This window comes from Pseudonocardia sp. P-1 (assembly GCF_058111925.1).
In genome coordinates this window covers 2,904,921-2,925,489 of sequence record NZ_CM176614.1, presented here as the reverse complement: position 1 = coordinate 2,925,489, position 20,569 = coordinate 2,904,921, and the positions used below count along the sequence as shown (strand labels likewise).

Below are 20,569 nucleotides of genomic sequence, written 5' to 3'. Positions count from 1 at the left end.
TGTAACAATACTGTTTCGTGAGCATTGCTGAGCAGGAGACACGCGCGGAGGAGACCATCGCCACCGGGCGGGCCGAGGAGACCGGGCCGTCGCGTCGCGGTGCGCTGGTCGGGACTCCGCTGCTCGTCGTGGGGGTGGCACTCGCCGCCTCCAACCTCCGCCCGGCCGTGACCTCGATGTCCTCGGTGCTCGGCGAGGTCCGTGACGGCCTCGGCGCCTCCGCGGTCTGGACCAGTGTGCTCACCGCGGTGCCCACCATCTGCTTCGGCCTCGCCGCGATCGCCGCCCCGCTGCTCTCCCGCCGGCTCGGCATGGCCCGCGCGATCGGCCTCGCGATGGCGGTGCTGACCGCCGGGCTCGTGCTGCGCGTCGTCGACGGCCCGTGGGTCGTGCTCGGCGGCACCTTCGTCGCCGCGGCGGGCATCGCGATCGGCAACGTGCTGATCCCGGTCGTGGTGAAGCAGTCCTTCCCGCACGCCGTCGGCCGGGTCACCGGCGTCTACACCGCCGCGCTGGCCGCGGGCGGTGGGATCGGCGCCGCGTTCACGCCGCCGCTGGAGCCGCTGCTCGGCGGCTGGCGCGGTGCGGTCGGGGCGTGGGCGCTGCTGTCGCTGGCCGCGCTGGTCGTCTGGACGATCGGGGCCCGGCACGGTGAGCCGGAGCCGGTCGTGCGCACCGACGCGGGGGAGCGGCGCCCGATGGTGCGCCGGCCGCTGGCCTGGGTGGTCACCGCGTTCTTCGGGCTCCAGGCCTGTGTCGCCTACGTCGCGATGGGGTGGCTCGCGGAGCTGTTCGTCTCGGTCGGGGTCACCCGCACCGACGCCGGGCTGATGCTCGCCCTGATCAACCTGATCGGCATCCCGCTCAGCTTCGTCGTCCCGCCGATCGCCCTGAACCGGGCGTCCCAGTCGGGTTGGATCGTCGGGCTCGCCTGCTGCTCCCTGGCCGCCGTCGCCGGGCTCGCGATCGCCCCGGCCACCGCGCCCTGGCTGTGGACGGTCCTGCTCGGCGTCGGCATGGCGGTCTTCCCGCTGGGGCTCGGCGTGATCGCGCTCCGCACCCGCGAGGCCGCCGAGACCACCGACCTGTCGGCGATGGCGCAGGGCTTCGGCTACCTCATCGGCGCGACCGGCCCGTTCCTGTTCGGGATCCTGCACGGGCTCACCGGGTCCTGGACGCCGTCGCTGGTGCTGCTCGGCGCGGTGATCGTCGCCGAGATGGTGCTGGGCTGGGTCGCGGGACGCCCGCGCTACGTCTGAGTGCCGCCCGCGCGGCGCCGGGCCGCTGATATATGAGAGCCCCCGGTGCCGCGTCCGTCGTCGTGGGCCCGGTGTACCGTCGTGACCGCCCGATCTCCCGGCGCATCCCCGCCCGGCGGCGGCCCGAGATCGGGGTCCTCGATCCGTCAGGGAGTACTCGTGACCGACACCGCCCTTCCCCCGGCCGGGGACACGGCGCGGCTGGTCGACCAGACCGGCCCGTACTTCGGCCGCTTCGGCGGCCGCTACGTCCCGGAGGCGCTGGTCGCCGCACTGGACGAGCTCGAGCAGGCCTATCACACGGCCATGTCCGACGAGGCCTTCCAGGCCGAGCTCGCCGAGCTGCACCGCACCTACTCGGGCCGCCCGAGCCTGGTCACCGAGGCGCCGCGGTTCGCCGCGCACGCCGGCGGCGCGCGCATCCTGCTCAAGCGCGAGGACCTGAACCACACCGGCTCGCACAAGATCAACAATGTGCTGGGGCAGGCGCTGCTCACCAAGCGCATGGGCAAGACCCGGGTCATCGCCGAGACCGGTGCGGGCCAGCACGGCGTCGCCTCGGCCACGGCCGCCGCCCTGATGGGCCTGGAGTGCGTCGTCTACATGGGCGAGGTCGACACCGAGCGCCAGGCGCTCAACGTCGCCCGGATGCGCATGCTGGGAGCGGAGGTCCGCCCGGTCACCTCGGGCACGCGGACCCTCAAGGACGCGATGAACGAGGCCATGCGCGACTGGGTCACCAACGTGGCCGACACGCACTACCTCATCGGCTCGGTCGCCGGGCCGCACCCGTTCCCGGCGATGGTGCGCGACTTCCAGCGGATCATCGGCGTCGAGGCGCGGCAGCAGGTCCAGGACCTCACCGGTGCCCTGCCCGACCTGGTCTGCGCCTGCGTCGGCGGCGGCTCCAACGCGATGGGCATCTTCCACGCGTTCCTCGACGACACCTCCGTCGAGCTGGTCGGCTTCGAGGCCGGCGGCGACGGCGTCGACACCCCGCGGCACGCGTCGTCGATCGGCGGCGGTGACGTCGGCGTCCTGCACGGCTCGCGCAGCTTCATCCTCCAGGACGAGGACGGCCAGACCCGCGACTCGCACTCCATCTCCGCGGGCCTGGACTACCCGGGCGTCGGCCCGGAGCACTCGTGGCTGCACGACATGAGGCGCGCCCGCTACGAGTCGGTCACCGACGCCGAGGCCATGGAGGCCTTCCGCCTGCTCTGCCGCACCGAGGGCATCATCCCGGCCATCGAGAGCGCGCACGCGCTGGCCGGTGCGCTGCGCGAGGCGACGCGCCTGGGCGAGGGCAAGGTCGTGCTGGTCAACCTGTCCGGCCGCGGCGACAAGGACGTCGACACCGCCGCGAAGTACTTCCAGCTGATCGACGACGAGGGCAACGCCGTGACGGACGGAGCGGTCTGATGGGCAGCGTGGCGCAGCGGATCGAGCAGGTCCGCGCCGAGGGCCGGGCCGCGCTGGTCGGCTACCTGCCGGTCGGCTACCCGACCGTCGAGGGCTCGGTCGAGGCGATGCGGGCGATGGTCGCGGGCGGCGTCGACGTCGTCGAGATCGGCCTGCCCTACTCCGACCCGCTGATGGACGGCCCGGTCATCCAGCGCGCCACCCAGCAGGCGCTGGACAACGGCGCCCGCTCCCGCGACGCGTTCACCGCCGTCCGCGGGGTCGTCGACGCCGGTGCCCCGGCGCTGGTCATGACCTACTGGAACCTGATCGACCGCTACGGCGTCGAGCGGTTCGCCGCCGAGCTCGCCGAGGCCGGCGGCTCCGGGCTCATCACCCCGGACCTGCTGCCCGACGACTGCGAGGACTGGCTGACCGCTTCGGAGTCCCACGACCTGGACCGGGTGTTCCTCGTCGCGCAGACGACCACCCCCGAGCGGATGCGGATGACCGTCGAGGCCAGCCGCGGGTTCGTCTACGCGGCGTCGCTCATGGGCGTCACCGGCGTCCGCTCGGTCGGCGTCGAGGCCCGCGACCTGGTCGCCCGGACCCGCGAGGTCGCGACCCTGCCGGTGTGCGTCGGCCTCGGCGTCCGCACCGCCGAACAGGCGGCCGACGTCGCCGGCTACGCCGACGGCGTCATCGTCGGGACGGCGTTCGTGCAGGCGCTGGAGTCCGGCGGGCCGTCCGCGGTCGAGTCGCTCGCCCGCGAGCTCGCCGAGGGCGTCCGCGCCGCGGAGCGCGTCTCCGCCTGACCCTCCTCCACCGGCCGCGTCCGCCCCGCGTGGGCGGGCGCGGCCGTCGTGTGCCGTCGGGCCGTCGGTCGCAGCTCCCGACCGGCCACCGGCCGATCGACCGGCCGTCCGCAGCGGCCCCGCCGGGTTCCGGGGTGCCCGGGGCTGCCGTCTCCGGCTGTGCCGGCGTGCCCGATCGCGCCGCCGGAGGCCGACTGCGCGGGACCAGCGGTGGTCGCGCGCGGTGAACGTCGTGTCCCTGAGAGTCATCGCGCCGGTCGGTCGTACGTCCGTACTCCGACCGGAGCGATCGGTCCCCGCCCGCCGGACACCGACGACCGGACGGCGGTGCGTGTTCTCAGCAACGCAACCCCGTCCCGGTGGGGTTCCTATGTTCGTGTCACCGCACCGCGGCCCGCTCCCCCTGGATGCCGCGGCGGTGGCCGGGGCTCCCCACCCGGCCGGTTCCACGAACCGGAGTGATCCGATGACCCGCCCCGCCCTGCGCGGACGCGCCCCCGGCGTCCGCCCGACCGTAGCGTCGCACCCGCGACCGGCCCGAGGCCGGTCCGTGACGGTCCACCGCTCGCGCACCCACCACCCCCGCCCGCTGCGGGCACCCTCACCGGCCGGGCGCACGCCCGGTGACCGGTGACCCGCCCGGTTCCGCATCCGGTCACCGCACCCCTGCGGCGGGACACCCCGCCGCCCGCCGACGCCTGGCTGGCGCACCGCCGCGCCCGCACGGTGTGGGGATCCGTGCTGGTCACGGTCCTCGTCGGCCCGTCGTTGATCTGGATGCTCCGTTCCGGACCGCAGCCGCTGCTGCACCAGCTCTCGGTGCTGACCGGGCTGCTCGCGCTGTCGGCGATGGTGATCGTCGCGGTGCTGCCGTCCCGGGTGCGCGGGCTCTCCGGCGCCCTCGGCCTGGAGACCCTGCTCGGCCTGCACCGCAGGCTCGGCGTGCTCGCCGGGGTGCTGGTCGCGCTGCACCTCGCCTGCGTGGTGGCCGACCACCCCGAACGTGTCGGGCTGCTCGTGCCGCTCGCCGCACCGGCCCGCGGCCAGGCCGCCACCCTCGCGACGATCGCGGTCGTCGTGCTGCTGCTGCTCGCGCTGCGCGGTGTCCGGTCCGGCTCGCACGAGGTGTGGCGCTGGCTGCACCTGAGCCTGGCCGCGGTTGTCGTCGGCGCGTCGTCGCTGCACGTGCTGTGGCTGAACAACCTGGTCGGCGACGCCGTCATGGGGCCCGTGCTGGGCGGGCTCGGCCTGCTGCTGGTCGCGGTGCTGGTGCTGCGCTGGGGCGCCCGCGCGGCGACCGGCGAGTTCCGGGTGCACGTCGTGCGCCCGGAGAGCCCCACCGTGTCGACGCTGGTCCTCGCCCGGCCCGGCCGGCACGCCGGACCGTGGTTCCGGCCCGGCCAGTTCGCCTGGCTGCGGCTGGAGCGGATGTCGGTGGAGGAGCACCCGTTCACCATCGCGTCGTCGGCGTCCGACCGCGGGCGGGTCGAGTTCACCGTGCGACACACCGGTGACTTCGCCGGGCGGCTGCGCGAGCTGCGCCGCGGCGACCCGGTCTAGGTGGACGGCCCGTACGGCTCGTTCACCCCGGACTCGGTGCCGTCCACCGGGCTCGTGCTGATCGCGGGCGGCGTCGGGATCACCCCGATGATGAGCATGCTGCGCACCGCCGCCGACCGCGGCGACCGGCGGCCGTACCGGCTGGTCGTGCACGCCCGCGACCGCGCCGACCTGCTGTTCCGGGCCGAGCTCGCGCACCTGCGCACGCTGATCGACCTGCAGGTCACCGAGGTGCTGCGCCGCCCGTCGGCGGACTGGTCCGGGGCGACCGGGCCGATCGACACCGCGCTGCTCGCCGCCGTCCTGACCGACCTCGAGGACCCGGCCCGCCGGCTCGACTACTTCGTCTGCGGCCGACCGCAGCTCGTCGGCGACGTCCTCGCCACCCTCACCGCGCTCGGGGTCCCGGACGACCGGGTGCACACCGAGCAGTTCGCCCAGGTCTGAGAAGGGGAGAACCCATGTCCCGCCGGATCCCCGGCCCGCTCCGCTGGTCGGTGCTCGCCGCACTGGCCGCGGTCGCCGCCGTCGTGCTCGCCCAGTACTGGGTGGCGACCTCGGCCGCCACCGACCAGCAGCAGGGGTGGACGCAGACCCGGTGGGGTCCGCTCGGGCCCGCCGACCGCGACCTGCTGCAGAAGGTGCGCCTCGCCGGTCTCTGGGAGGCCCCGACCGGGCAGCAGGGCGAGCAGCAGGCCACCTCGCCCGCCGTCCGCGAGGTCGCCCGCAAGCTCGGCGTCGAGCACCACGACCTCGACGAGCTGGTCCGCTCCACCGCTGAACAGCTCGGGGTCCTGCTGCCCAGCAGGCCCAACGACCAGCAGATCGGCTGGATGAACGACCTGACCGCCCGCACCGGGACCGACTACGACCGCCAGTTCGTGCAGATCCTGCGCGCCGCGCACGGCTCGGTCCTGCCGGTGATCACCGACGTCAAGGTCGGCACCCGCAACGAGCTCATGCGGCAGTTCGCGAACGAGGCGTCGGTGTACGTCACCCGGCACATCGGCTATCTGGAGTCGACCGGTCTGGTCGACTACGCGGCGCTGCCCGCCCCGCCCGATCCGGTGCCGACCGGGACCCGCACCGCGTCCGACGTCGTCGTCCCGGCGCTGGTGGTCGGGGTCGCGCTGCTCGCCGCGGGCGGGCTGCTCATGACCCTGCACCGGCGCGGCCGCCCCGCCCCCGGCCCGGCCGCCGCCTTCGTCCCCGCCCCGCGCCACCCCCGCGACGGCGCCCGGCGGGCCCTGCCGGTCGGCCCACCCGACCCCTGGGACGAGCTGGCGCACGTGCCACCCGTCCGGCCGCAGCCCGATCCCGGGCCCGGCCTCACCGACGCCACCCCCCACGACCTCGACCTGGACACCGACACCGGAGCGCCGCCCTCCCGCACCACCGGAGCGCACCGCACCGCCCCGAGGAGCCGATACCGATGAGATCCACCACCAGCCGCAGCAGGACGATCGCGGTCACCGCGCTCGCCCTGGGCCTGCTCGTCGCCGGGCCCGCCGCGTACGCCGCCGGGGCCGCCTCCGCCGACCGGAGCGACCGGCCGGCGAACGTCGCCGCCGGGCCGTCCGACTCGACCGGCTCGTCCGGAGGTTCCGGCTCCTCCGGCTCCTCCGAGGGTGCCTCCGGATCCGGGAGTTCCTCCGGGGGCGGGGAGCACGACCACGCCGGGCACACGGGCTCCGGCTCATCGGGCTCCGGCTCATCGGGCTCCGGCTCATCGGGCTCCGGCTCATCGGGCTCCGGCTCATCGGGCTCCGGCTCATCGGGCTCCGGCTCATCGGGCTCCGGCTCATCGGGCTCCGGTGACGGGGCCGGTGACAGCGCCGGGGCCGGTGGCGGCTCGGCCGACCAGGGTGCCGGCGGCGCGGGCGACGGGGAGAAGAAGGGCGCGCAATCGGCGCTCGACATCCTCGCCGTCGACTGCTCCGGCAGCCGGCTCACCGCCCACGACGGCTTCCAGAAGGCGCCCCGCTGCGTGTCCACCGCGTTCGGCGAGGTCGCCGACGCCGACCGCAGCCCGTCGCTGCTCATCACCCAGGCCCCGACGAAGGTCCGGTCCGGGGAGTCGTTCCGCCTGACCGTCAGCACCCGGAACCTGGTCCGCGACCGGTTCCTCCCCGCGGCCCAGGGCGGCTACTACGCCGAGGCGTCCCTGCTCGACGGCCAGGGACTCCAGCGCGGCCACTTCCACACCGCCTGCCGGATCCTGCCCGACCCGGGCGAGGCACCGGACTCGTCGCCCGATCCGCTGTTCTTCCAGGCCACCGAGGACGGCGGTGGAGGGGCACGGCCGGACAGCGTCACGATCGACGTGCCCGGGGTCGAGCAGACCGGCGAGCTGCAGTGCTCGTCGTGGGCGGGGGACGGGTCGCACCGCACCCCGATGATGCAGCGGGCCAACCAGACGCCCGCGTTCGACTCGGTCCGGATCGAGGTGGGCTGACATGCGACTCTCCGGACCCCTCCTGACCATGGTCGCCGTGGGCGCGGTCGCCGCCGGGGCCGCGACGGCCAACGTCGTGCTCACCGCGGAACCGGAACCGTTGCCCGCGGCGGCCCCCGCCGCCGTCGAACAGGCCGCCGGCTCGTCCGCCCTCCCGGCGGCGCCCGCTCCGACGGCCGCCCCGGCACCGGCCGCGACCGGCGAGGTCGTCTACAAGGGCCGGTCGACGAACGGGAAGGTCACCGTCGACATCCGGGTCACCGACGGCGCCGTGAAGGCCTACGTCTGCGACAACCGCGGCATCGAGTCCTGGACGAAGGGCACCGCCACCCCCGGCGGCACCACCCGCCTGACCGGAAAGGACGGCGCGGAGGTCGAGTACACCGTCGCCGACGGCGTCGCCACCGGCACCGCCCGCGCCGACGGGAGGTCCTGGGACTTCACCGCGACCCGGACCGACGCCTCCGACCCGGCCCCGGCCGCGACGCCGGCCCCCGCACCCGCACCCGCACCCGCCGAGGCCCCGGCCCAGGCGCCGGCCCCGTCCACCGGCGGCAGCGGCTACGGCGGTGGGTACTGATGTCCCCCCGCGCGCGGCACGCGGACCGCGAGCTCACCGACCCGGTCGGGTTCGCCCCGGTCCCCGCGGACATCCCGAGCCCACGCGGCCCCGAGCACAGCGGCGGCTGGGCCGCCGTCCCGGAGCCGTCCTGGGCACCCGACCACGACCCCGACGGCGGCGCGGACCGGTGGGCGGGCACCGCCGACCGTCGCCGCGACGCCGTCGCAGGGGACCTGTTCACCCCGACCGGCCCGCTCACCCCGCCCCGGGTGGCGGCTCGGGCGCCCACGGGGTCACCACGCCGCGCCGCCCGGCGCCCGCCGCCGGGGCCGCGCGTCCCGGCCGCCCGCGCCGGGCCGCCGGTGACGACCCGCCCTCGGGATGGTCCGAGGGCGCCGACGACACGGCCTGGTCCGGGAGCACCCCCGGCCGCTCCCGGCCCGCCGGCGCGGACCGGCTGCACTGGTCCGACCACGCCGACCACGCCGACCACCGTGGCCGGCCGGCAGGCACGGCCGACCACCCCGACGCCTACGAACCGCTCGCCGGCTACGCCGAACCCGGCCGCTACGACCGGACGGGCTACGGGACGGGCGACGGGGCGACCACCGATGCCGACGTCCGCACCGGCGCCCCGGCCGAGGACCCGGCCGCCGCGTACCGCGAGCGCCCCGCACGCCCCGCCGTCCGCGACCGGGCCGACGGCGACGACGGCCCCGCCCGCAGGCCCGGTCGGCGCGGCCCCGGCCGTCGACGGTCCCGTGCGACGGCACCCGACCCGGCGCGCGCCCGTCGCCGCCCCGACGCCGAGGCGGCCCACGACGTCGCGGTCCCGGCGGAGGGCCTGTCGTGGCGGGTCGTGGCCGTCCCCGTCGTGGTCGGGTCGCTGGTCGCGGTCGCGCTCGGCGTCTGGGCCCGCCAGCACGTCGGCACCGGCGTCGCGGTCAACCTCGCCGGCTTCTCCAGCGGCGCCGCGGCCAAGGCGTGGCTCGGTTCGGCCGCCCTGGTCCTCGCGATCGTCCAGGGCGTCACCGGCCGGATGATGATGCGCGGCTACGCCGACCCTGTCACCGCGGTCGCGCACCGCTGGTCGGGCCGCGCCGCGGTGCTGGTGACCGTGCCCGTCGCCGTGCAGTGCCTCTACGCGTTCGGCTGGTCCGGCGCGACGACGTCGGCGCTGCTGCACTCCGCGCTCGGCTGCCTGTTCTACGGCGCGTTCGTCACCAAGATGCTGCTCCTGCGCCGCCCCGGCGTGCCCGGGTGGCTGCTCGCCGTCGCGGGCGGGGTGCTGCTCGCCGTCCTCGCCGGGGTCTGGCTGACCTCGGCGCTGTGGTTCTTCGCCGGCCACGGCCTGTCGTTCTGACCCCCCGACCGCTCCCACCGTCCTCCGGAGGTCCCCCGTGTCCCCGATCCCGCGCCGCCGGCTCCTCGCCGGCGCCGGTGCCGCCGTGGCCTGCTGCGCCGCGGGCTGCGCCACCTACGGAACCCCGCGCGACACGGCACCCGCCGCGCCCGCACCGACCACCCCCGCCCCCGCGGCGGCCGCCCGAGCAGCAGCGCCGCCGCGGCACCGGCCGGCATCGCCGCCGTCGACGACGTCCCGGTCGGCGGCGGCCGGGTCTTCGCCGAGCAGAAGGTCGTCGTGACCCGCCCGGACGCGGACACCGTCCTGGCGTTCGACGCGACCTGCCCGCACCAGGGCTGTCTCGTCGACCAGGTCTCCCCGGCCGGCATCTCCTGTCCCTGCCACGGCAGCCTGTTCGCCGTCTCCGACGGGGCCCCGCTCGACGGCCCCGCCCGGGCCCCGCTCACCGCGCGACCGGTGCGGGTCGAGGGAGGGCAGGTGGTCCTGGCCTGACCGGCAGCCCGCGGGACCGGCCCCGGCCCGGCGGACCCACACCGTCGTGATCGTCGCGGGTCGGAGCTCTGTCTGCGCGTTCGCGTTCGCGTTCGCCCAGGAGAGCGGCCGCCCGCTGAGAGCCCCGCGGGCGAACGACGGACTCGGCTGGTCCCGACGGCCGAACGCATTCCCATCCGTCGCGCTCGCGGGTCCGTCCACCGGTCGGGGTCTCAGCTCGCGAACAGCGGCCCCCGTCGGTCCGTAGCGTGCGGTCCGCACCGGTTCCGTGGCCGCTCCCCGACTTCCGCGCCGCGCGACACGTCGCCGGATCCGGCGACGCTCCCCGTCGCCGGCCCCGCGCGTCCTGGCCGCGGTGCCGGAGGACCGCCGTGCCCGGGACCTCGACCCCGGGCACGGCGGTGCACACCGCTGACGGAAGGCCCCCCATGAGCACGTCCGAGACCCGTACCGACACCCCCGCCGCCCGCGTGCCCGCCCCGCGTCGTGCCGACCGCGGCGAGCGCTGGACCGAACGGCTGGGCTGGGAGGAGTCCCCGGCCCGGGGGTCCCGGGTCAGCCGAGGGTGAACGGGTCGCGGGTGCCGCCGGACAGCTCCACCCACACCGACTTGTTCTCCAGGTACTCCTCGACGGCCGCGACGCCGTTCTCCCGGCCGAGCCCGGAGTGCCCGAACCCGCCGAACGGGACGCTCGGCGCCACCACCCGGTAGGCGTTGATCCACACCGTGCCGGCCCGGATCCGTCCGGCGACGCGGTGTGCCCGGTGCACGTCCTTCGTCCACACCGCGCCGGCCAGGCCGTACGGGGTGTCGTTGGCCAGCTTCACGGCCTCGTCCTCGTCGGTGAAGGTGAGCGCCGCGAGCACCGGGCCGAACACCTCCTCCCGGTAGACCGTGGACTCGGGCGTCACCCCGGTGATCACGGTCGGCTGCACGAAGTAGCCGCCCAGCCCGGACTCCGCGGCCCCGCCGTAGGCGACGGTGTTGCCCTCCGCCTTCGCCGTCTCCAGGTAGCCGAGGACCTTCTCGTACTGCGGCCCGTTCGCAACCGGACCCATCTCGGTGTCCTCGGCGTTCGGGTCGCCGAGCGTGATCGTCGCCGCGCGCTCGGCGATGAGCCGGACGAGCTCGTCGTGGACGTCGGCGTGCACGATCAGCCGCGACCCCGCCATGCAGGTCTGGCCGGTCGCGGCGAACACGCCGGCGATGATCCCGTTCGCGGCCGACTCCAGGTCGGCGTCGGGGAACACGACCTGCGGGGACTTGCCGCCCAGCTCCAGGGTGACCTTGTTCAGGTTCGCAGCGGCCGCCTTCGCGATCGACCGACCGGTCGCGGTGGAGCCGGTGAACGCGACCTTGTCGACGCCCGGGTGACCGGCCAGGTGCGCGGCGGTGTCCCGGTCGTTCGTGGTGACGACGTTGACCACACCGGCCGGGATCCCGGCCTTCTCGATCAGCTCGGCCCACCTGAGCGTCGAGGCGGGCGAGTGCTCCGACGGCTTCACGACGATCGTGCAGCCCGCGGCCAGCGCGGGCGCGACCTTCCAGGTCATCAGCAGCAGCGGGGAGTTCCACGGCGTGATCGCCGCGACGACGCCGACCGGCTCCTTGCGCGTGTAGACCAGGTAGTTCGGGTTCGGCGCGGGGATCTGGCGGCCCTCGATCGTCGGGGCGATCCCGGCGTAGTAGTGGTACCAGCCCCCCAGCCCGTTGAGCTGGCCGATCATCTCCCGGTACAGCTTCCCGGAGTCGTTGACCTCGGTCCGGGCCAGCGCCTCGGCGTTCTCGGTGATCAGTTCGCCCAGCCGGCGCAGGCAGGCGGCGCGGGCGAACGGGGTCATCGCGCCCCACTCGCCGTCGAGCGCGGTGCGGGCGGCGGCGACGGCGGTGTCGACGTCGTCGGGGCCGCAGTCCGGCACGGTCGCCCACGGCGCTCCGGTGAACGGGTTCTGCGTCTCGAAGGTACGGCCGGACGCCGCGTCGGACGGCTTCCCGCCGATGAGCATCCTGAAGGTCTCGAGCTCGGCCATGGACGGTCCTCTCTCCAGCGGCTCCGACGGCGCACGTCCTCGCCGGTGACCCTACGAACCCGGGCCGCGATCCGCAGCCGGTGCAGGATGGGCACATGGCACTCGATCTGCACCATGTCGTGGACGGTCCGGCCGACGGACCGGCCGTGCTGTTCGGCCCGTCGCTGGGGACCGACCTGCACCTGTTCGACGCCCAGGTGGCGGCCCTGTCCGACCGCTTCCGCTGCGTCCGGTTCGACCTGCCCGGCCACGGCGACTCGGCCCCCGTCACCGGTGACCTCACGATCTCCGAGCTCGGCCGCGGCGCGCTCGCCGCCGCCGACGCCGCCGGGATCGGGGACTTCCACTACGTCGGCGTCTCGATCGGCGGGGCGATCGGCCAGTGGCTCGGCGTGCACGGCGGGGAGCGGGTGCGCAGCATCGCGGTCCTGGCGACGGCGGCGCGCTTCCCGAACCCGGACTCGTGGCCGCAGCGCGCGGCGACCGTGCGGGCCGACGGCACGGCCGCGATGGTCGGTTCCCGGCCCGGGACCTGGTACGTCGAGACCTGGGCGCAGCGCGACCCGGCCGGTGAGCAGCGCCTGCTGGACATGCTGCGCGCCGCGGACGACGAGAGCTACGCCGCCTGCTGCGCCGCCATCGGCGCCTTCGACATCCGCGCCGAGCTGGGTGCGGTGTCGGTGCCGGCGCTCGTCGTGGCGGGGGCGGACGACCCGGCGACGCCGCCGTCGTCGCTGCACGAGATCGCCGACGCGATCCCCGGCGCCCGCTACGCCGAGGTCGCTGACTCGGCACACCTGCTGAACTACGAGCGCCCCGACGAGGTGAACGCCCTGCTCACCGAGCACCTGCCCGGCAGCTGACGTCGATCAGTACCTGAGCGCGGTCCCGACCGGGGCGCACCGCGCTCAGGTACTGATCGACACGGCGAGGCCGGGGTGTCAGGGCGTCCGGGTGGCGCGGCGGGCGCGGTAGGCGGCGACGTGCGCGCGGTTCGCGCAGTTGCCGGTGTCGCAGAACCGCTTGGACCGGTTGCGGGACAGGTCGACCAGCACGGCGTCGCAGTCCTCGGCGGCGCAGCGACGCAGCCGGGACAGGTCGTCGCCGCGCACCAGGTCGACGACCGACATCGCGATCTCCGCGCCCATCCGGTCCGCGAGCGGCGCGTCCTGGGGCGTGACGTGCAGGTGCCAGTCCCAGCCGTCGTGCCGCGCGAGGTGGGGGCGCGCGTCGGTCTCGGCGAGGATCGCGTTGACCAGCGTGACGGTGCCGTCGCGATCGGGGCCGTCGTCGTCGCCGTGGGCGGGCCACAGTCCGGCCAGCCGCTCGCGGAGCGTACGGACGGCCCGGCGCTCGTCGTCGGAGCCGGCGCGGCGCCCCGAGTACGGCTGCTCGGCCAGCCACGCCGCGAAGCCCGGCACGTCGTCGAGCGGGTCCGGCTCGGCCCGACGGGTGTTCACCAGCGCCGCGGCCGCCGCGAGCAGCACCTGGGTGTCATGGGCGAATTCCATGTTGACCCCTGACATGGTCGGTTCCTAGTGTCAGGAGTCTATGGGTACTTCGGTCGTGACACGGGATCACATGGTCCGCGGGCTGATGTGGGCGCTGGTCTCGGCCGCCGCGTACGGCTTCTCCGGACCGCTCGGCGCGGCGTTCCTGGAAGCGGGCTGGTCGCCCGGGCTCACGACGCTGCTGCGCATCGCGGGCGCCGCAGTCCTGCTGCTCCCGGTCGCGGTCGTGATGCTGCGCCGGTACCCGCTCAGCGCGCCGAACGCCCGCAAGGTCCTGCTCTACGGCCTGGCCGCCGTCGCCGGTGTCCAGCTGTGCTTCTTCCAGGCGCTGCAGCACCTGTCGGTGGGCGTCGCGCTGCTGCTGGAGTTCCTCGCACCCGTGCTGCTCGTCGGCTGGACCTGGGCGCGGACCCGGCGCACCCCGGCCGTGGTGACGCTCGTCGGCTGCCTGGTCTCACTCGCCGGGCTCGTGCTGGTCGTCGACCCGTTCGGACCCCAGCGCGTCGACCTGACGGGAATCCTGTGGGGCCTCGGCGCGGCGGTGTGCGTCTGCGTCTACTTCCTGCTGCCCGGCGGCGACGACGAGGGCGGCGTCCCGCCGCTGCTGATGATCTCCGGGGCGATGGTCGTGGGCGCGGTGACGCTCACCGTGACCGGTCTGCTGGGCATCACGCCGTGGCGGGTGGGGGAGTCCAGCGGCCGGCTGGCGGGCGTCGACGTGCCCTGGCCGGTGCTGCTGGGGATGCTCGTCGTGCTCGCGACGGCGCTGCCGTACCTCACGGGGATCATCGCCATCCGCCGGCTCGACACGCGCGTCGCGTCGTTCGTGGGGCTGTCCGAGGTGATGTTCGGTGTGTTGGCGGCCTGGGTGCTGATCGCTCAGGTGCCGACCCTGGTCCAGGTGGGTGGTGGGGTGCTGATCCTCGGGGGGATCGTGCTGATCCGGCGGGCGGAGAACCGGGTCGCGGCGACGCCGAGTGAGATCGCCACCCAGGGTTGAGCTCGGGCCGGAGTCGTTGGCGGCTATAGCGTGACGCGCTATAATTGTGCGGTGCTGCGGTCGTTCAACGGGAGCCTCACCGAGGAGATCTGGAACGGATGCAGGCCTCGGCGGTTCGACCCGAAGCTGGCCCGTGTCGCGCTGCGCAAGCTGACCGTGCTGCACGCCGCGGTCACGCTCGGGGACCTGGCGAGTCCCCCGGGGAACCGGCTCGAAGCATTGCGGGGTGATCGGGCCGGGCAGCACAGCATCCGCATCAACGACCAGTGGCGGATCTGTTTCCACTGGACCGAGGCGGGCCCCGAGGACGTCGAAATCGTGGACTACCACTGAGGAGGAGATCGTGGACGAGTTGGCACCGGTCACTCCTGGCGAGATCCTCGCCGAGGAGTACCTCGAACCCCTGGGGCTGAGCCAGAACGCGCTGGCCAAGGCCATTCATGTCGACCCCATGCGTATCAACCGCATCCTGCGCGGCAGTCAGGCCATCACCGCGGACACCGCGCTGAGGCTGGGGCGCTATTTCGGGACGACCGCGCAGTTCTGGCTCAACCTGCAGGACAACTACGACTTGCGGACGGCGGAGCGGTCCGTCGACCTGACCACGATCATGCCACGGGCGAGTGCCTGAGTTCGCGCCTCGCGCGGTCAGGTCTCGAAGCCCGGGGGGCAGCATCCTGACGCGGCGGGCGTGGCCGCGCCTCGTCGGGACTCTCGCGATCGGATGACGCACCCTTCGAACGGGCTGTCGACTCCGTTCCGATGACTGGACGGGAGCTGTACCGGCTGTGAGTGACGGAGTGGTCTAGCGGCCGATCTCGTAAGTCAAGCGGTAGAACGAGCCGGTGACCGTCGCTGCCGCCGTGCCCGCCGACGGGTGTACACGATCTTCGTGGGAGGGTGATCACACTCCGAATTCTGCCTTTCGGCAGGTCAGGAGAGGGCCCCGCAAGACGTGTGCGGGCATGAACAGTAGAGGTCGAGCGTGTCGAACCCAGGCCACGAGGGCCCGCAGCGCGAATCCGGCTCGCAGTTCGTCACTAGCTCTTTCTGTATGGGCGGTGAGTGTGTCGCGGTCGCGGCAACGTCCGAGGGCGTTGTCGTCCGCTCGACGACGACGGGGGCAGAGGTCGGCTTCTCCGACTCGGAGTGGGTCGCATTCGTCGCCGGGGTCCGGAACGCCGAATTCGATCTGAGTCGCCTGCGTAGTTGATCCGATCACGCTTCCAGGTGATCTAGCAGCCTCTGTCGCGTGGCGTCGACGTCGAGCGCGCTCGGAAGAACGTTCTTCCAGACGTTCTCGTACTCGGCTACGTCGGCTGCAGTGTCATAGTACGAATCTCTCTCGGTGCTCTCGACGTTGATGACCGGCCAGTCGGTCGTCGGGTCTCGCGGATCGAAGATCGAGAACGTGCTGACGGCGCGAGTCCACCCGGCCGAGAACGGGAGGATCTGGAGCTTCACGTTCGACTGCGCGCTGCGGCGGAGGAGGAGGGCGATCTGATCGCGCATGATGGTTGGATCCGTCACCCGATGCAGGGCGACCTCGTCGAGGACGACGTGCAGTTCCAGTGGGGGTGCGTCGGTTCGATCGAGATTGATGACGTTCTGTCTACGCATCCGGACCTCGACGATTCGATCTATCTCGGCTCTGGGTAGATCGAGCTGACCTGATCCGAGGAGGCTCCGTGCGTAGGCCTCGGTCTGCAGGAGTCCGGCCATCGGCATCGCAAAGGTCCGCTTCCTCCGAGCCTCCGTCTCGAGGGACAGCAGCTGATCCAGATTTCCACCTGCGACGTTCGTCGCCAGGGGCTGCCACCACGCAGGCGACTTGGCTTCGCCGGCCCACTCCAGGATGCGCTCGCTCTCCGCGGGGGAGGCCTTGTAGATCGTCAGCAGATCCCGTATGTCCCGGAACTTGGGTTCAACCTGCCCGGTCTCGATCCGGGACAGCTTGGACGGTGAGATCTCCATCTGCTTGGCGACTGGCGCGAGTTGAAGATTACGAGCCATGCGGAGTTGTTTCAGAGCGTGACCGAGCCGCTTGCGGACGACTATCGGACCGTGCGTCACGGTCATGTCACGACCTCCTCAGCGCGAACCTGAGCTGAGAGTAGTACTCGGACGCCGCCGCCGGATGCAATTGCAGGACTGATTTTGCATCTGGTCTGGTGCAGGCAGTCGTTCGCGTCGCATACTCGCCTTTCACCTGGGAGGGCGGCCACCCCGCCCGACGAACGGGGGTGCGAGATGTTCCGACGACGCATGATTCGCACGTACGGGCACGTATCGACCGTCCGGGGGTGGTCGGGATGATCACCTGGCTGATCCTCGTCGGGGGTGTGCTGCTGCTTCTCTGGTTCGCCGTCCTCATCGGGACGCAGATGGACACCGAGGCCCAGCGAAGGGTCTGGGCTCAGGTTGCGGCTGAGCGTCGGCGTAGGTCGGAGGCAGAGCAGGACGGATTGTGTGCGACCTGCCCGTTCCGCGACACCGGTCGTGCCTGATCGGTCGGGCATGTCTGCCAGCAGGGGAGAGCACCGTGATGCAGGTCGTCGACCACGAGCCGCACGCCTGGTTCCTCCTGCACGACGGCGCCCGGAGCTACCTGGACGTGAACTGCTCGGACGGCCCCGTCGGGTACTCGGTGCTCTTGGAGCTCGCGGAGGACGAGCAGCGCGCCCTCGGCGAGGGCGGACACGGCTATCTGGACGACCTCGCCGCAGCCGTCGCCCAGCGTGTCCGCTCGCCGTACCGGGACCGCGACCTGACGCGCGTCCGCGGGCGGGAGGTGACCGAGGCCGTCGCCGCGTGGCGTTCCGGCGGCGTGACGGACTGAGCCGCGCCGCCGGAGGGCCGCGGCCTCAGCCCGCGGCGACCGCCTGCTGGAGAGCCTGCGCGGTCGCGTCGACCTGGGTGCCGTCGACCTTCACGGCCGGGGTGCCGGACACCCCGTCGCGCAACGCCTGCTGGGTGATCTGGCCGACCCACGGCGCGTAGCGCTGGTCGTCGACGCACTGGGCGAAGTCGCCGCCCGCGCCGACCTTCTGCCCGAGAGCGACCAGCTGCTCGTTCGGGAGCCCGGCGCCGCCCTCGGCGGGCTGGTTGTCGTAGAGCTCCTTCTCGAACTGCGGGAACACCCCGGCCGCGGCGGCGCATCCGGCCGCGGCGCCCGCACGGGTCGAGTACCGGGTCGACGACGCCCGGTCCAGGATGGCGATCGGGTGGTAGACGATCTTCGCCTGGCCGGAGGACACGATCCGGTCGAGCGTCTGCCCGGCCTGTGCCTCGAACTGCCTGCAGATCGGGCACTGGAAGTCGAGGTAGATGTCGATGGTCTTCGGGGCCGCCTCGTTGCCGACGGTCACGCCCTGCGCGGACGCGTTCGCCGGGACCGCGATCCCGCCGCCGGAGTTCTTCCAGTAGACGCCGACACCGACGACCGCGGCGAAGGCCACCACGACGATCAGAGCGATCACCGTGAACTGCGACGGTCCCTTCCTCGCGGTGAGCGGGTTCTTCGCCGCCGCCTTCCGCTTCCCGGTGGCCATCAGGGTTCCTCCTCGGACGTCCGCGTACCCCCACTCCCGACGACCAGTTGTACGCCCTGTCGCCCCGCAACGGTTCGGCGGGGCGCCGGTCCGCCGCAGGTCAGGGGCCCGGGTGGCGGATCTTCGATCGCGTGTAGAACCATGGGGTCGTGAGTACCGACAGCGCCGTGGACCGGACCGTGGGGGAGACGGACGTCCGTACGGTCGAGCTCAAGATCGACGGCATGACCTGCGCGGCCTGCGTCGGACGGGTCGAGCGCAAGCTCGGCAAGCTCGACGGCGTCGACGCGACCGTCAACCTCGCCACCGAGCGCGCGCTGGTCCGGTACCCGTCGGCGACCCCGGTCTCGGCCCTGGTCGAGACGGTCCGCAAGGCCGGCTACGGCGCCACCGAGATCCGCCCGGCCGACACCGGCGACGAGGCCACCTCCGACGACTCCGCGCTGCGACGGCTGCGGACCCGGATGGCCGTCGCGCTCATCCTGTTCATCCCGCTGGCCGACCTGTCGCTGGCGATGTCGCTGGTCCCGTCGCTGCGCTTCCCGTACTGGCAGTGGGTGGTCGTCGCGCTGGCGCTGCCCGTCGTCGGCTGGGCGGCGTGGCCGTTCCACCGCACCGCCGTGCTGAACCTGCGCCACGGGACGACGTCGATGGACACCCTCGTCTCGCTCGGCGTGATCTCGGCGTCGGCCTGGTCGCTGGGGGAGATGGCCTTCCTCGACACCCGCCAGACCCTCACCGGGTGGGACGCGGTGCTGCACCCCTCCGGCCCGCTCTACCTCGAGGTCGCCGCCGGGGTCACGACGTTCGTGCTGGCCGGGCGGTACTTCGAGGCCCGCGCCCGCCGTACCGCCGGGCGTGTCATGCGCTCGCTCGCCGCGCTGGAGACCGACGAGGTCACCGTCCTGTCCGGGGGGACGGAGTCCCGCATCCCCGTGCGACGGCTGCGGGTCGGCGACCGCTTCCTGGCGCGGCCGGGCGAGCGGGTCGCCGCCGACGGCGTCGTCGAGACCGGGCGGGCCGCCGTCGACACGAGTGCGATGACCGGCGAGCCGGTCCCGGTCGAGGTCGGGCCGGGCGACGCCGTCACCGGCGGCACGATCGCCTCGGGCGGGCGGCTGGTCGTCGTCGCCGAGCAGGTCGGCGCGGACACCCGGCTCGCGCGGATGATCGCGGCCGTCGAGCGGGCGCAGACCGAGAAGTCCGCGACGCAGCGGCTGGTCGACCGGGTGTCGTCGGTGTTCGTGCCGGTGGTGCTGGCACTGGCGCTGCTCACCCTCGGGGGCTGGCTGCTGGCCGGCGCCGGCTGGGCCGGCGCGCTGGCGCCCGCGATCGCCGTGGTGATCATCGCCTGCCCCTGCGCGCTGGGGCTGGCGACGCCGACCGCGCTGATGGTCGCGACCGGCCGCGGCGCCGAGCTGGGGATCTTCGTGAAGGGGCACCGGGCGCTGGAGACCACCCGGGCCGCCGACACCGTCGTCCTGGACAAGACCGGCACGCTGACGACCGGGCGGATGGCCGTGGTCGAGGTCGCCGCCCTCCCGGGTACGGACGCGGCGCAGGTGCTGGCCCGCGCCGCCGCGGTCGAGAGCGGGTCCGAACACGCCATCGCCGCCGCGATCCGGGCCCACGCCGGGCCGGACGTCCCGGCGGTGGAGGACTTCGTCGCGCTGCCCGGGCTCGGCGCCCGCGGCACCGTCGACGGCCGCACCGTCTCCGTCGGGCGACCTCCGGAGGACACGGACGCGCTCGCGCCGCGGCTCGTGGAGTGGGAGGCGGCCGGGCACACCGTCGTCGCCGTGCACGTCGACGACGCCCTCGCCGGGCTGGTCGCGCTCGCCGACCCGGTGAAGGAGTCCGCACCGGTCGCGGTGGCCGAGCTCGTCGCGATGGGGCTGCGCCCGGTGCTGCTGACCGGTGACCGGCCCGCCGCCGCACACGCCGTCGCCCGGGCCTGCGGGATCACCGAGGTCGTCGCCGGGGCGCTGCCCGACGGCAAGGTCGACCAGGTCCGTGCGCTGCAGGCGCAGGGCCGCACCGTCGCCATGGTCGGCGACGGCGTGAACGACGCCGCCGCGCTCGCCGCGGCCGACCTGGGCATCGCCGTCGGCTCGGGCACCGACGTCGCCCTGGAGGCCGCCGACGTCGTGCTCGTGCGCGACGACCTGCGCGTGCTCCCGGCGACCGTCGAGCTCGCCCGCGCCACGATGGGCACCATCCGCGGGAACCTGTGGTGGGCGTTCGGCTACAACACCGCGGCGATCCCCATCGCGATGGCGGGCCTGCTGAACCCCCTGCTCGCCGGGGCCGCGATGGCGCTGTCGTCGTTCCTGGTGGTCACCAACAGCCTGCGGCTGCGAAAGGCGGCGAGCTGGGCCGACGGCACCCTCGGCGGGACGCGCACCCCGGTCGGCGAGGAGTCGACCGACTACGTGGAGCCCACGGTCCACACCCCCTGACCGGTCCCCACACCCGTCGCAGCGGGTGTGGACGACCGCCGGAGGGTGTGGACGGGCGTGGTCGCCGGAATACGGCGACCCGTCCCGCGGCTGATCCCGGGGGTGAC

General features: G+C 74.0%; 23 protein-coding genes. 19 read left to right on the top strand and 4 right to left on the bottom strand.

The genetic code is table 11. The features are described from left to right. Positions 1 to 17 precede the first annotated feature (17 nt). From AC0GKK_RS14300 to AC0GKK_RS14250, 11 genes are all read left to right on the top strand, one after another. Positions 18 to 1,259 (top strand): CynX/NimT family MFS transporter, encoded by a 1,242-nt coding sequence (locus AC0GKK_RS14300; RefSeq protein ID WP_489881823.1) that lies wholly within the window; start codon positions 18 to 20, stop codon positions 1,257 to 1,259. 159 nt (positions 1,260 to 1,418) lie between these two features. Further along, positions 1,419 to 2,681: a tryptophan synthase subunit beta gene (gene trpB / locus AC0GKK_RS14295; RefSeq protein ID WP_208823786.1), complete on the top strand. Its 1,263-nt coding sequence runs from the start codon at positions 1,419 to 1,421 to the stop codon at positions 2,679 to 2,681. Continuing rightward, on the top strand, positions 2,681 to 3,475 hold the full coding sequence (gene trpA, locus AC0GKK_RS14290) for a tryptophan synthase subunit alpha (RefSeq protein WP_253067428.1): 795 nt from the start codon (positions 2,681 to 2,683) through the stop codon (positions 3,473 to 3,475). The genes trpB and trpA overlap by 1 nt, the downstream gene beginning before the upstream one ends. 630 nt (positions 3,476 to 4,105) lie before the next feature. Continuing rightward, positions 4,106 to 5,035, top strand: coding sequence for a ferric reductase-like transmembrane domain-containing protein (locus AC0GKK_RS14285; protein WP_489881822.1), 930 nt, complete (start codon positions 4,106 to 4,108; stop codon positions 5,033 to 5,035). Further along, complete coding sequence (locus AC0GKK_RS14280) at positions 5,036 to 5,482, top strand: ferredoxin reductase domain-containing protein (protein WP_489881821.1); 447 nt, start codon at positions 5,036 to 5,038, stop codon at positions 5,480 to 5,482. 14 nt (positions 5,483 to 5,496) lie between these two features. Further along, positions 5,497 to 6,471, top strand: a complete 975-nt coding sequence (locus AC0GKK_RS14275) for a DUF4142 domain-containing protein (RefSeq protein ID WP_405420314.1) — start codon at positions 5,497 to 5,499, stop codon at positions 6,469 to 6,471. Next, positions 6,468 to 7,490: a hypothetical protein gene (locus AC0GKK_RS14270; RefSeq protein WP_489881820.1), complete on the top strand. Its 1,023-nt coding sequence runs from the start codon at positions 6,468 to 6,470 to the stop codon at positions 7,488 to 7,490. The genes AC0GKK_RS14275 and AC0GKK_RS14270 overlap by 4 nt, the downstream gene beginning before the upstream one ends. Before the next feature lies 1 nt (position 7,491). Beyond that, positions 7,492 to 8,070, top strand: a complete 579-nt coding sequence (locus AC0GKK_RS14265; protein ID WP_489881819.1) for a hypothetical protein — start codon at positions 7,492 to 7,494, stop codon at positions 8,068 to 8,070. Positions 8,071 to 8,239: 169 nt separating this feature from the next. Then, positions 8,240 to 9,415, top strand: a complete 1,176-nt coding sequence (locus AC0GKK_RS14260) for a DUF6529 family protein (RefSeq protein WP_489881818.1) — start codon at positions 8,240 to 8,242, stop codon at positions 9,413 to 9,415. A gap of 279 nt (positions 9,416 to 9,694) precedes the next feature. Then, complete coding sequence (locus AC0GKK_RS14255) at positions 9,695 to 9,910, top strand: Rieske (2Fe-2S) protein (protein WP_489881817.1); 216 nt, start codon at positions 9,695 to 9,697, stop codon at positions 9,908 to 9,910. 428 nt (positions 9,911 to 10,338) lie between these two features. Further along, entirely contained in the window at positions 10,339 to 10,479 is a 141-nt protein-coding gene (locus tag AC0GKK_RS14250) for a hypothetical protein (RefSeq protein WP_253068195.1), read from the top strand. On the opposite strand, the gene AC0GKK_RS14245 is transcribed toward AC0GKK_RS14250, so the two are convergent. After that, a complete protein-coding gene (locus AC0GKK_RS14245) occupies positions 10,466 to 11,941 on the bottom strand; it encodes an aldehyde dehydrogenase (protein WP_489881816.1) in 1,476 nt (491 codons plus the stop codon). The two genes, AC0GKK_RS14250 and AC0GKK_RS14245, sit on opposite strands and share 14 nt — an antisense overlap. Positions 11,942 to 12,036: 95 nt before the next feature. Here AC0GKK_RS14245 and pcaD point away from each other — a divergent pair, with 95 nt between their 5' ends. Continuing rightward, the gene (gene pcaD / locus AC0GKK_RS14240; RefSeq protein WP_489881815.1) at positions 12,037 to 12,804 is read left to right on the top strand and encodes a 3-oxoadipate enol-lactonase; all 768 of its coding nucleotides are present in this window, start codon (positions 12,037 to 12,039) and stop codon (positions 12,802 to 12,804) included. A 78-nt stretch (positions 12,805 to 12,882) separates the two neighbouring features. On the opposite strand, the gene AC0GKK_RS14235 is transcribed toward pcaD, so the two are convergent. Beyond that, the gene (locus AC0GKK_RS14235) at positions 12,883 to 13,452 is read right to left on the bottom strand and encodes a CGNR zinc finger domain-containing protein (RefSeq protein ID WP_178376746.1); all 570 of its coding nucleotides are present in this window, start codon (positions 13,450 to 13,452) and stop codon (positions 12,883 to 12,885) included. Positions 13,453 to 13,507: 55 nt separating this feature from the next. On the opposite strand from AC0GKK_RS14235, the gene AC0GKK_RS14230 reads away from it, so the two are divergent. The 4 genes from AC0GKK_RS14230 to AC0GKK_RS14215 all read left to right on the top strand — a co-directional run bounded on the left by AC0GKK_RS14230 (position 13,508) and on the right by AC0GKK_RS14215 (position 15,665). Further along, positions 13,508 to 14,452 (top strand): EamA family transporter, encoded by a 945-nt coding sequence (locus tag AC0GKK_RS14230; protein ID WP_489881814.1) that lies wholly within the window; start codon positions 13,508 to 13,510, stop codon positions 14,450 to 14,452. 51 nt (positions 14,453 to 14,503) lie between these two features. Further along, positions 14,504 to 14,785, top strand: a complete 282-nt coding sequence (locus AC0GKK_RS14225; protein WP_482636317.1) for a type II toxin-antitoxin system RelE/ParE family toxin — start codon at positions 14,504 to 14,506, stop codon at positions 14,783 to 14,785. 10 nt (positions 14,786 to 14,795) lie between these two features. Continuing rightward, positions 14,796 to 15,083 carry a HigA family addiction module antitoxin gene (locus tag AC0GKK_RS14220; protein ID WP_476653406.1) on the top strand — a complete coding sequence of 96 codons (288 nt, stop codon included), beginning with the start codon at positions 14,796 to 14,798 and terminating at the stop codon, positions 15,081 to 15,083. A 423-nt stretch (positions 15,084 to 15,506) separates the two neighbouring features. Then, the gene (locus AC0GKK_RS14215; RefSeq protein ID WP_489884026.1) at positions 15,507 to 15,665 is read left to right on the top strand and encodes a DUF397 domain-containing protein; all 159 of its coding nucleotides are present in this window, start codon (positions 15,507 to 15,509) and stop codon (positions 15,663 to 15,665) included. A 5-nt stretch (positions 15,666 to 15,670) separates the two neighbouring features. On the opposite strand, the gene AC0GKK_RS14210 is transcribed toward AC0GKK_RS14215, so the two are convergent. Further along, positions 15,671 to 16,531: a helix-turn-helix domain-containing protein gene (locus AC0GKK_RS14210; RefSeq protein ID WP_476653410.1), complete on the bottom strand. Its 861-nt coding sequence runs from the start codon at positions 16,529 to 16,531 to the stop codon at positions 15,671 to 15,673. A 233-nt stretch (positions 16,532 to 16,764) separates the two neighbouring features. Between AC0GKK_RS14210 and AC0GKK_RS14205 the strand changes: the two genes are divergently transcribed. Next, the gene (locus AC0GKK_RS14205; RefSeq protein ID WP_482636318.1) at positions 16,765 to 16,959 is read left to right on the top strand and encodes a hypothetical protein; all 195 of its coding nucleotides are present in this window, start codon (positions 16,765 to 16,767) and stop codon (positions 16,957 to 16,959) included. Between the two features lie 35 nt (positions 16,960 to 16,994). Beyond that, positions 16,995 to 17,291, top strand: a complete 297-nt coding sequence (locus tag AC0GKK_RS14200) for a hypothetical protein (protein WP_476653412.1) — start codon at positions 16,995 to 16,997, stop codon at positions 17,289 to 17,291. Positions 17,292 to 17,316: 25 nt separating this feature from the next. Here the strand turns inward: AC0GKK_RS14200 and AC0GKK_RS14195 are convergent, their stop codons facing one another. Continuing rightward, complete coding sequence (locus AC0GKK_RS14195) at positions 17,317 to 18,003, bottom strand: DsbA family protein (RefSeq protein WP_482636319.1); 687 nt, start codon at positions 18,001 to 18,003, stop codon at positions 17,317 to 17,319. A gap of 149 nt (positions 18,004 to 18,152) precedes the next feature. Here AC0GKK_RS14195 and AC0GKK_RS14190 point away from each other — a divergent pair, with 149 nt between their 5' ends. After that, positions 18,153 to 20,462 (top strand): heavy metal translocating P-type ATPase, encoded by a 2,310-nt coding sequence (locus tag AC0GKK_RS14190; protein ID WP_489881813.1) that lies wholly within the window; start codon positions 18,153 to 18,155, stop codon positions 20,460 to 20,462. The last annotated feature ends 107 nt before the right edge of the window (positions 20,463 to 20,569 follow it).

Bases quoted from the DNA above. Each gene is read 5' to 3' on its own strand.
- AC0GKK_RS14245 (WP_489881816.1), bottom strand. From the start codon at position 11,941: ATGGCCGAGCTCGAGACCTTCAGGATGCTCATCGGCGGGAAGCCGTCC.
- AC0GKK_RS14215 (WP_489884026.1), top strand. From the start codon at position 15,507: ATGGGCGGTGAGTGTGTCGCGGTCGCGGCAACGTCCGAGGGCGTTGTC.
- AC0GKK_RS14210 (WP_476653410.1), bottom strand. From the start codon at position 16,531: ATGACCGTGACGCACGGTCCGATAGTCGTCCGCAAGCGGCTCGGTCAC.
- AC0GKK_RS14275 (WP_405420314.1), top strand. From the start codon at position 5,497: ATGTCCCGCCGGATCCCCGGCCCGCTCCGCTGGTCGGTGCTCGCCGCA.
- AC0GKK_RS14270 (WP_489881820.1), top strand. From the start codon at position 6,468: ATGAGATCCACCACCAGCCGCAGCAGGACGATCGCGGTCACCGCGCTC.
- AC0GKK_RS14235 (WP_178376746.1), bottom strand. From the start codon at position 13,452: ATGGAATTCGCCCATGACACCCAGGTGCTGCTCGCGGCGGCCGCGGCG.
- trpA (WP_253067428.1), top strand. From the start codon at position 2,681: ATGGGCAGCGTGGCGCAGCGGATCGAGCAGGTCCGCGCCGAGGGCCGG.
- AC0GKK_RS14250 (WP_253068195.1), top strand. From the start codon at position 10,339: ATGAGCACGTCCGAGACCCGTACCGACACCCCCGCCGCCCGCGTGCCC.
- AC0GKK_RS14195 (WP_482636319.1), bottom strand. From the start codon at position 18,003: ATGGCCACCGGGAAGCGGAAGGCGGCGGCGAAGAACCCGCTCACCGCG.
- AC0GKK_RS14205 (WP_482636318.1), top strand. From the start codon at position 16,765: ATGATCACCTGGCTGATCCTCGTCGGGGGTGTGCTGCTGCTTCTCTGG.
- AC0GKK_RS14265 (WP_489881819.1), top strand. From the start codon at position 7,492: ATGCGACTCTCCGGACCCCTCCTGACCATGGTCGCCGTGGGCGCGGTC.
- pcaD (WP_489881815.1), top strand. From the start codon at position 12,037: ATGGCACTCGATCTGCACCATGTCGTGGACGGTCCGGCCGACGGACCG.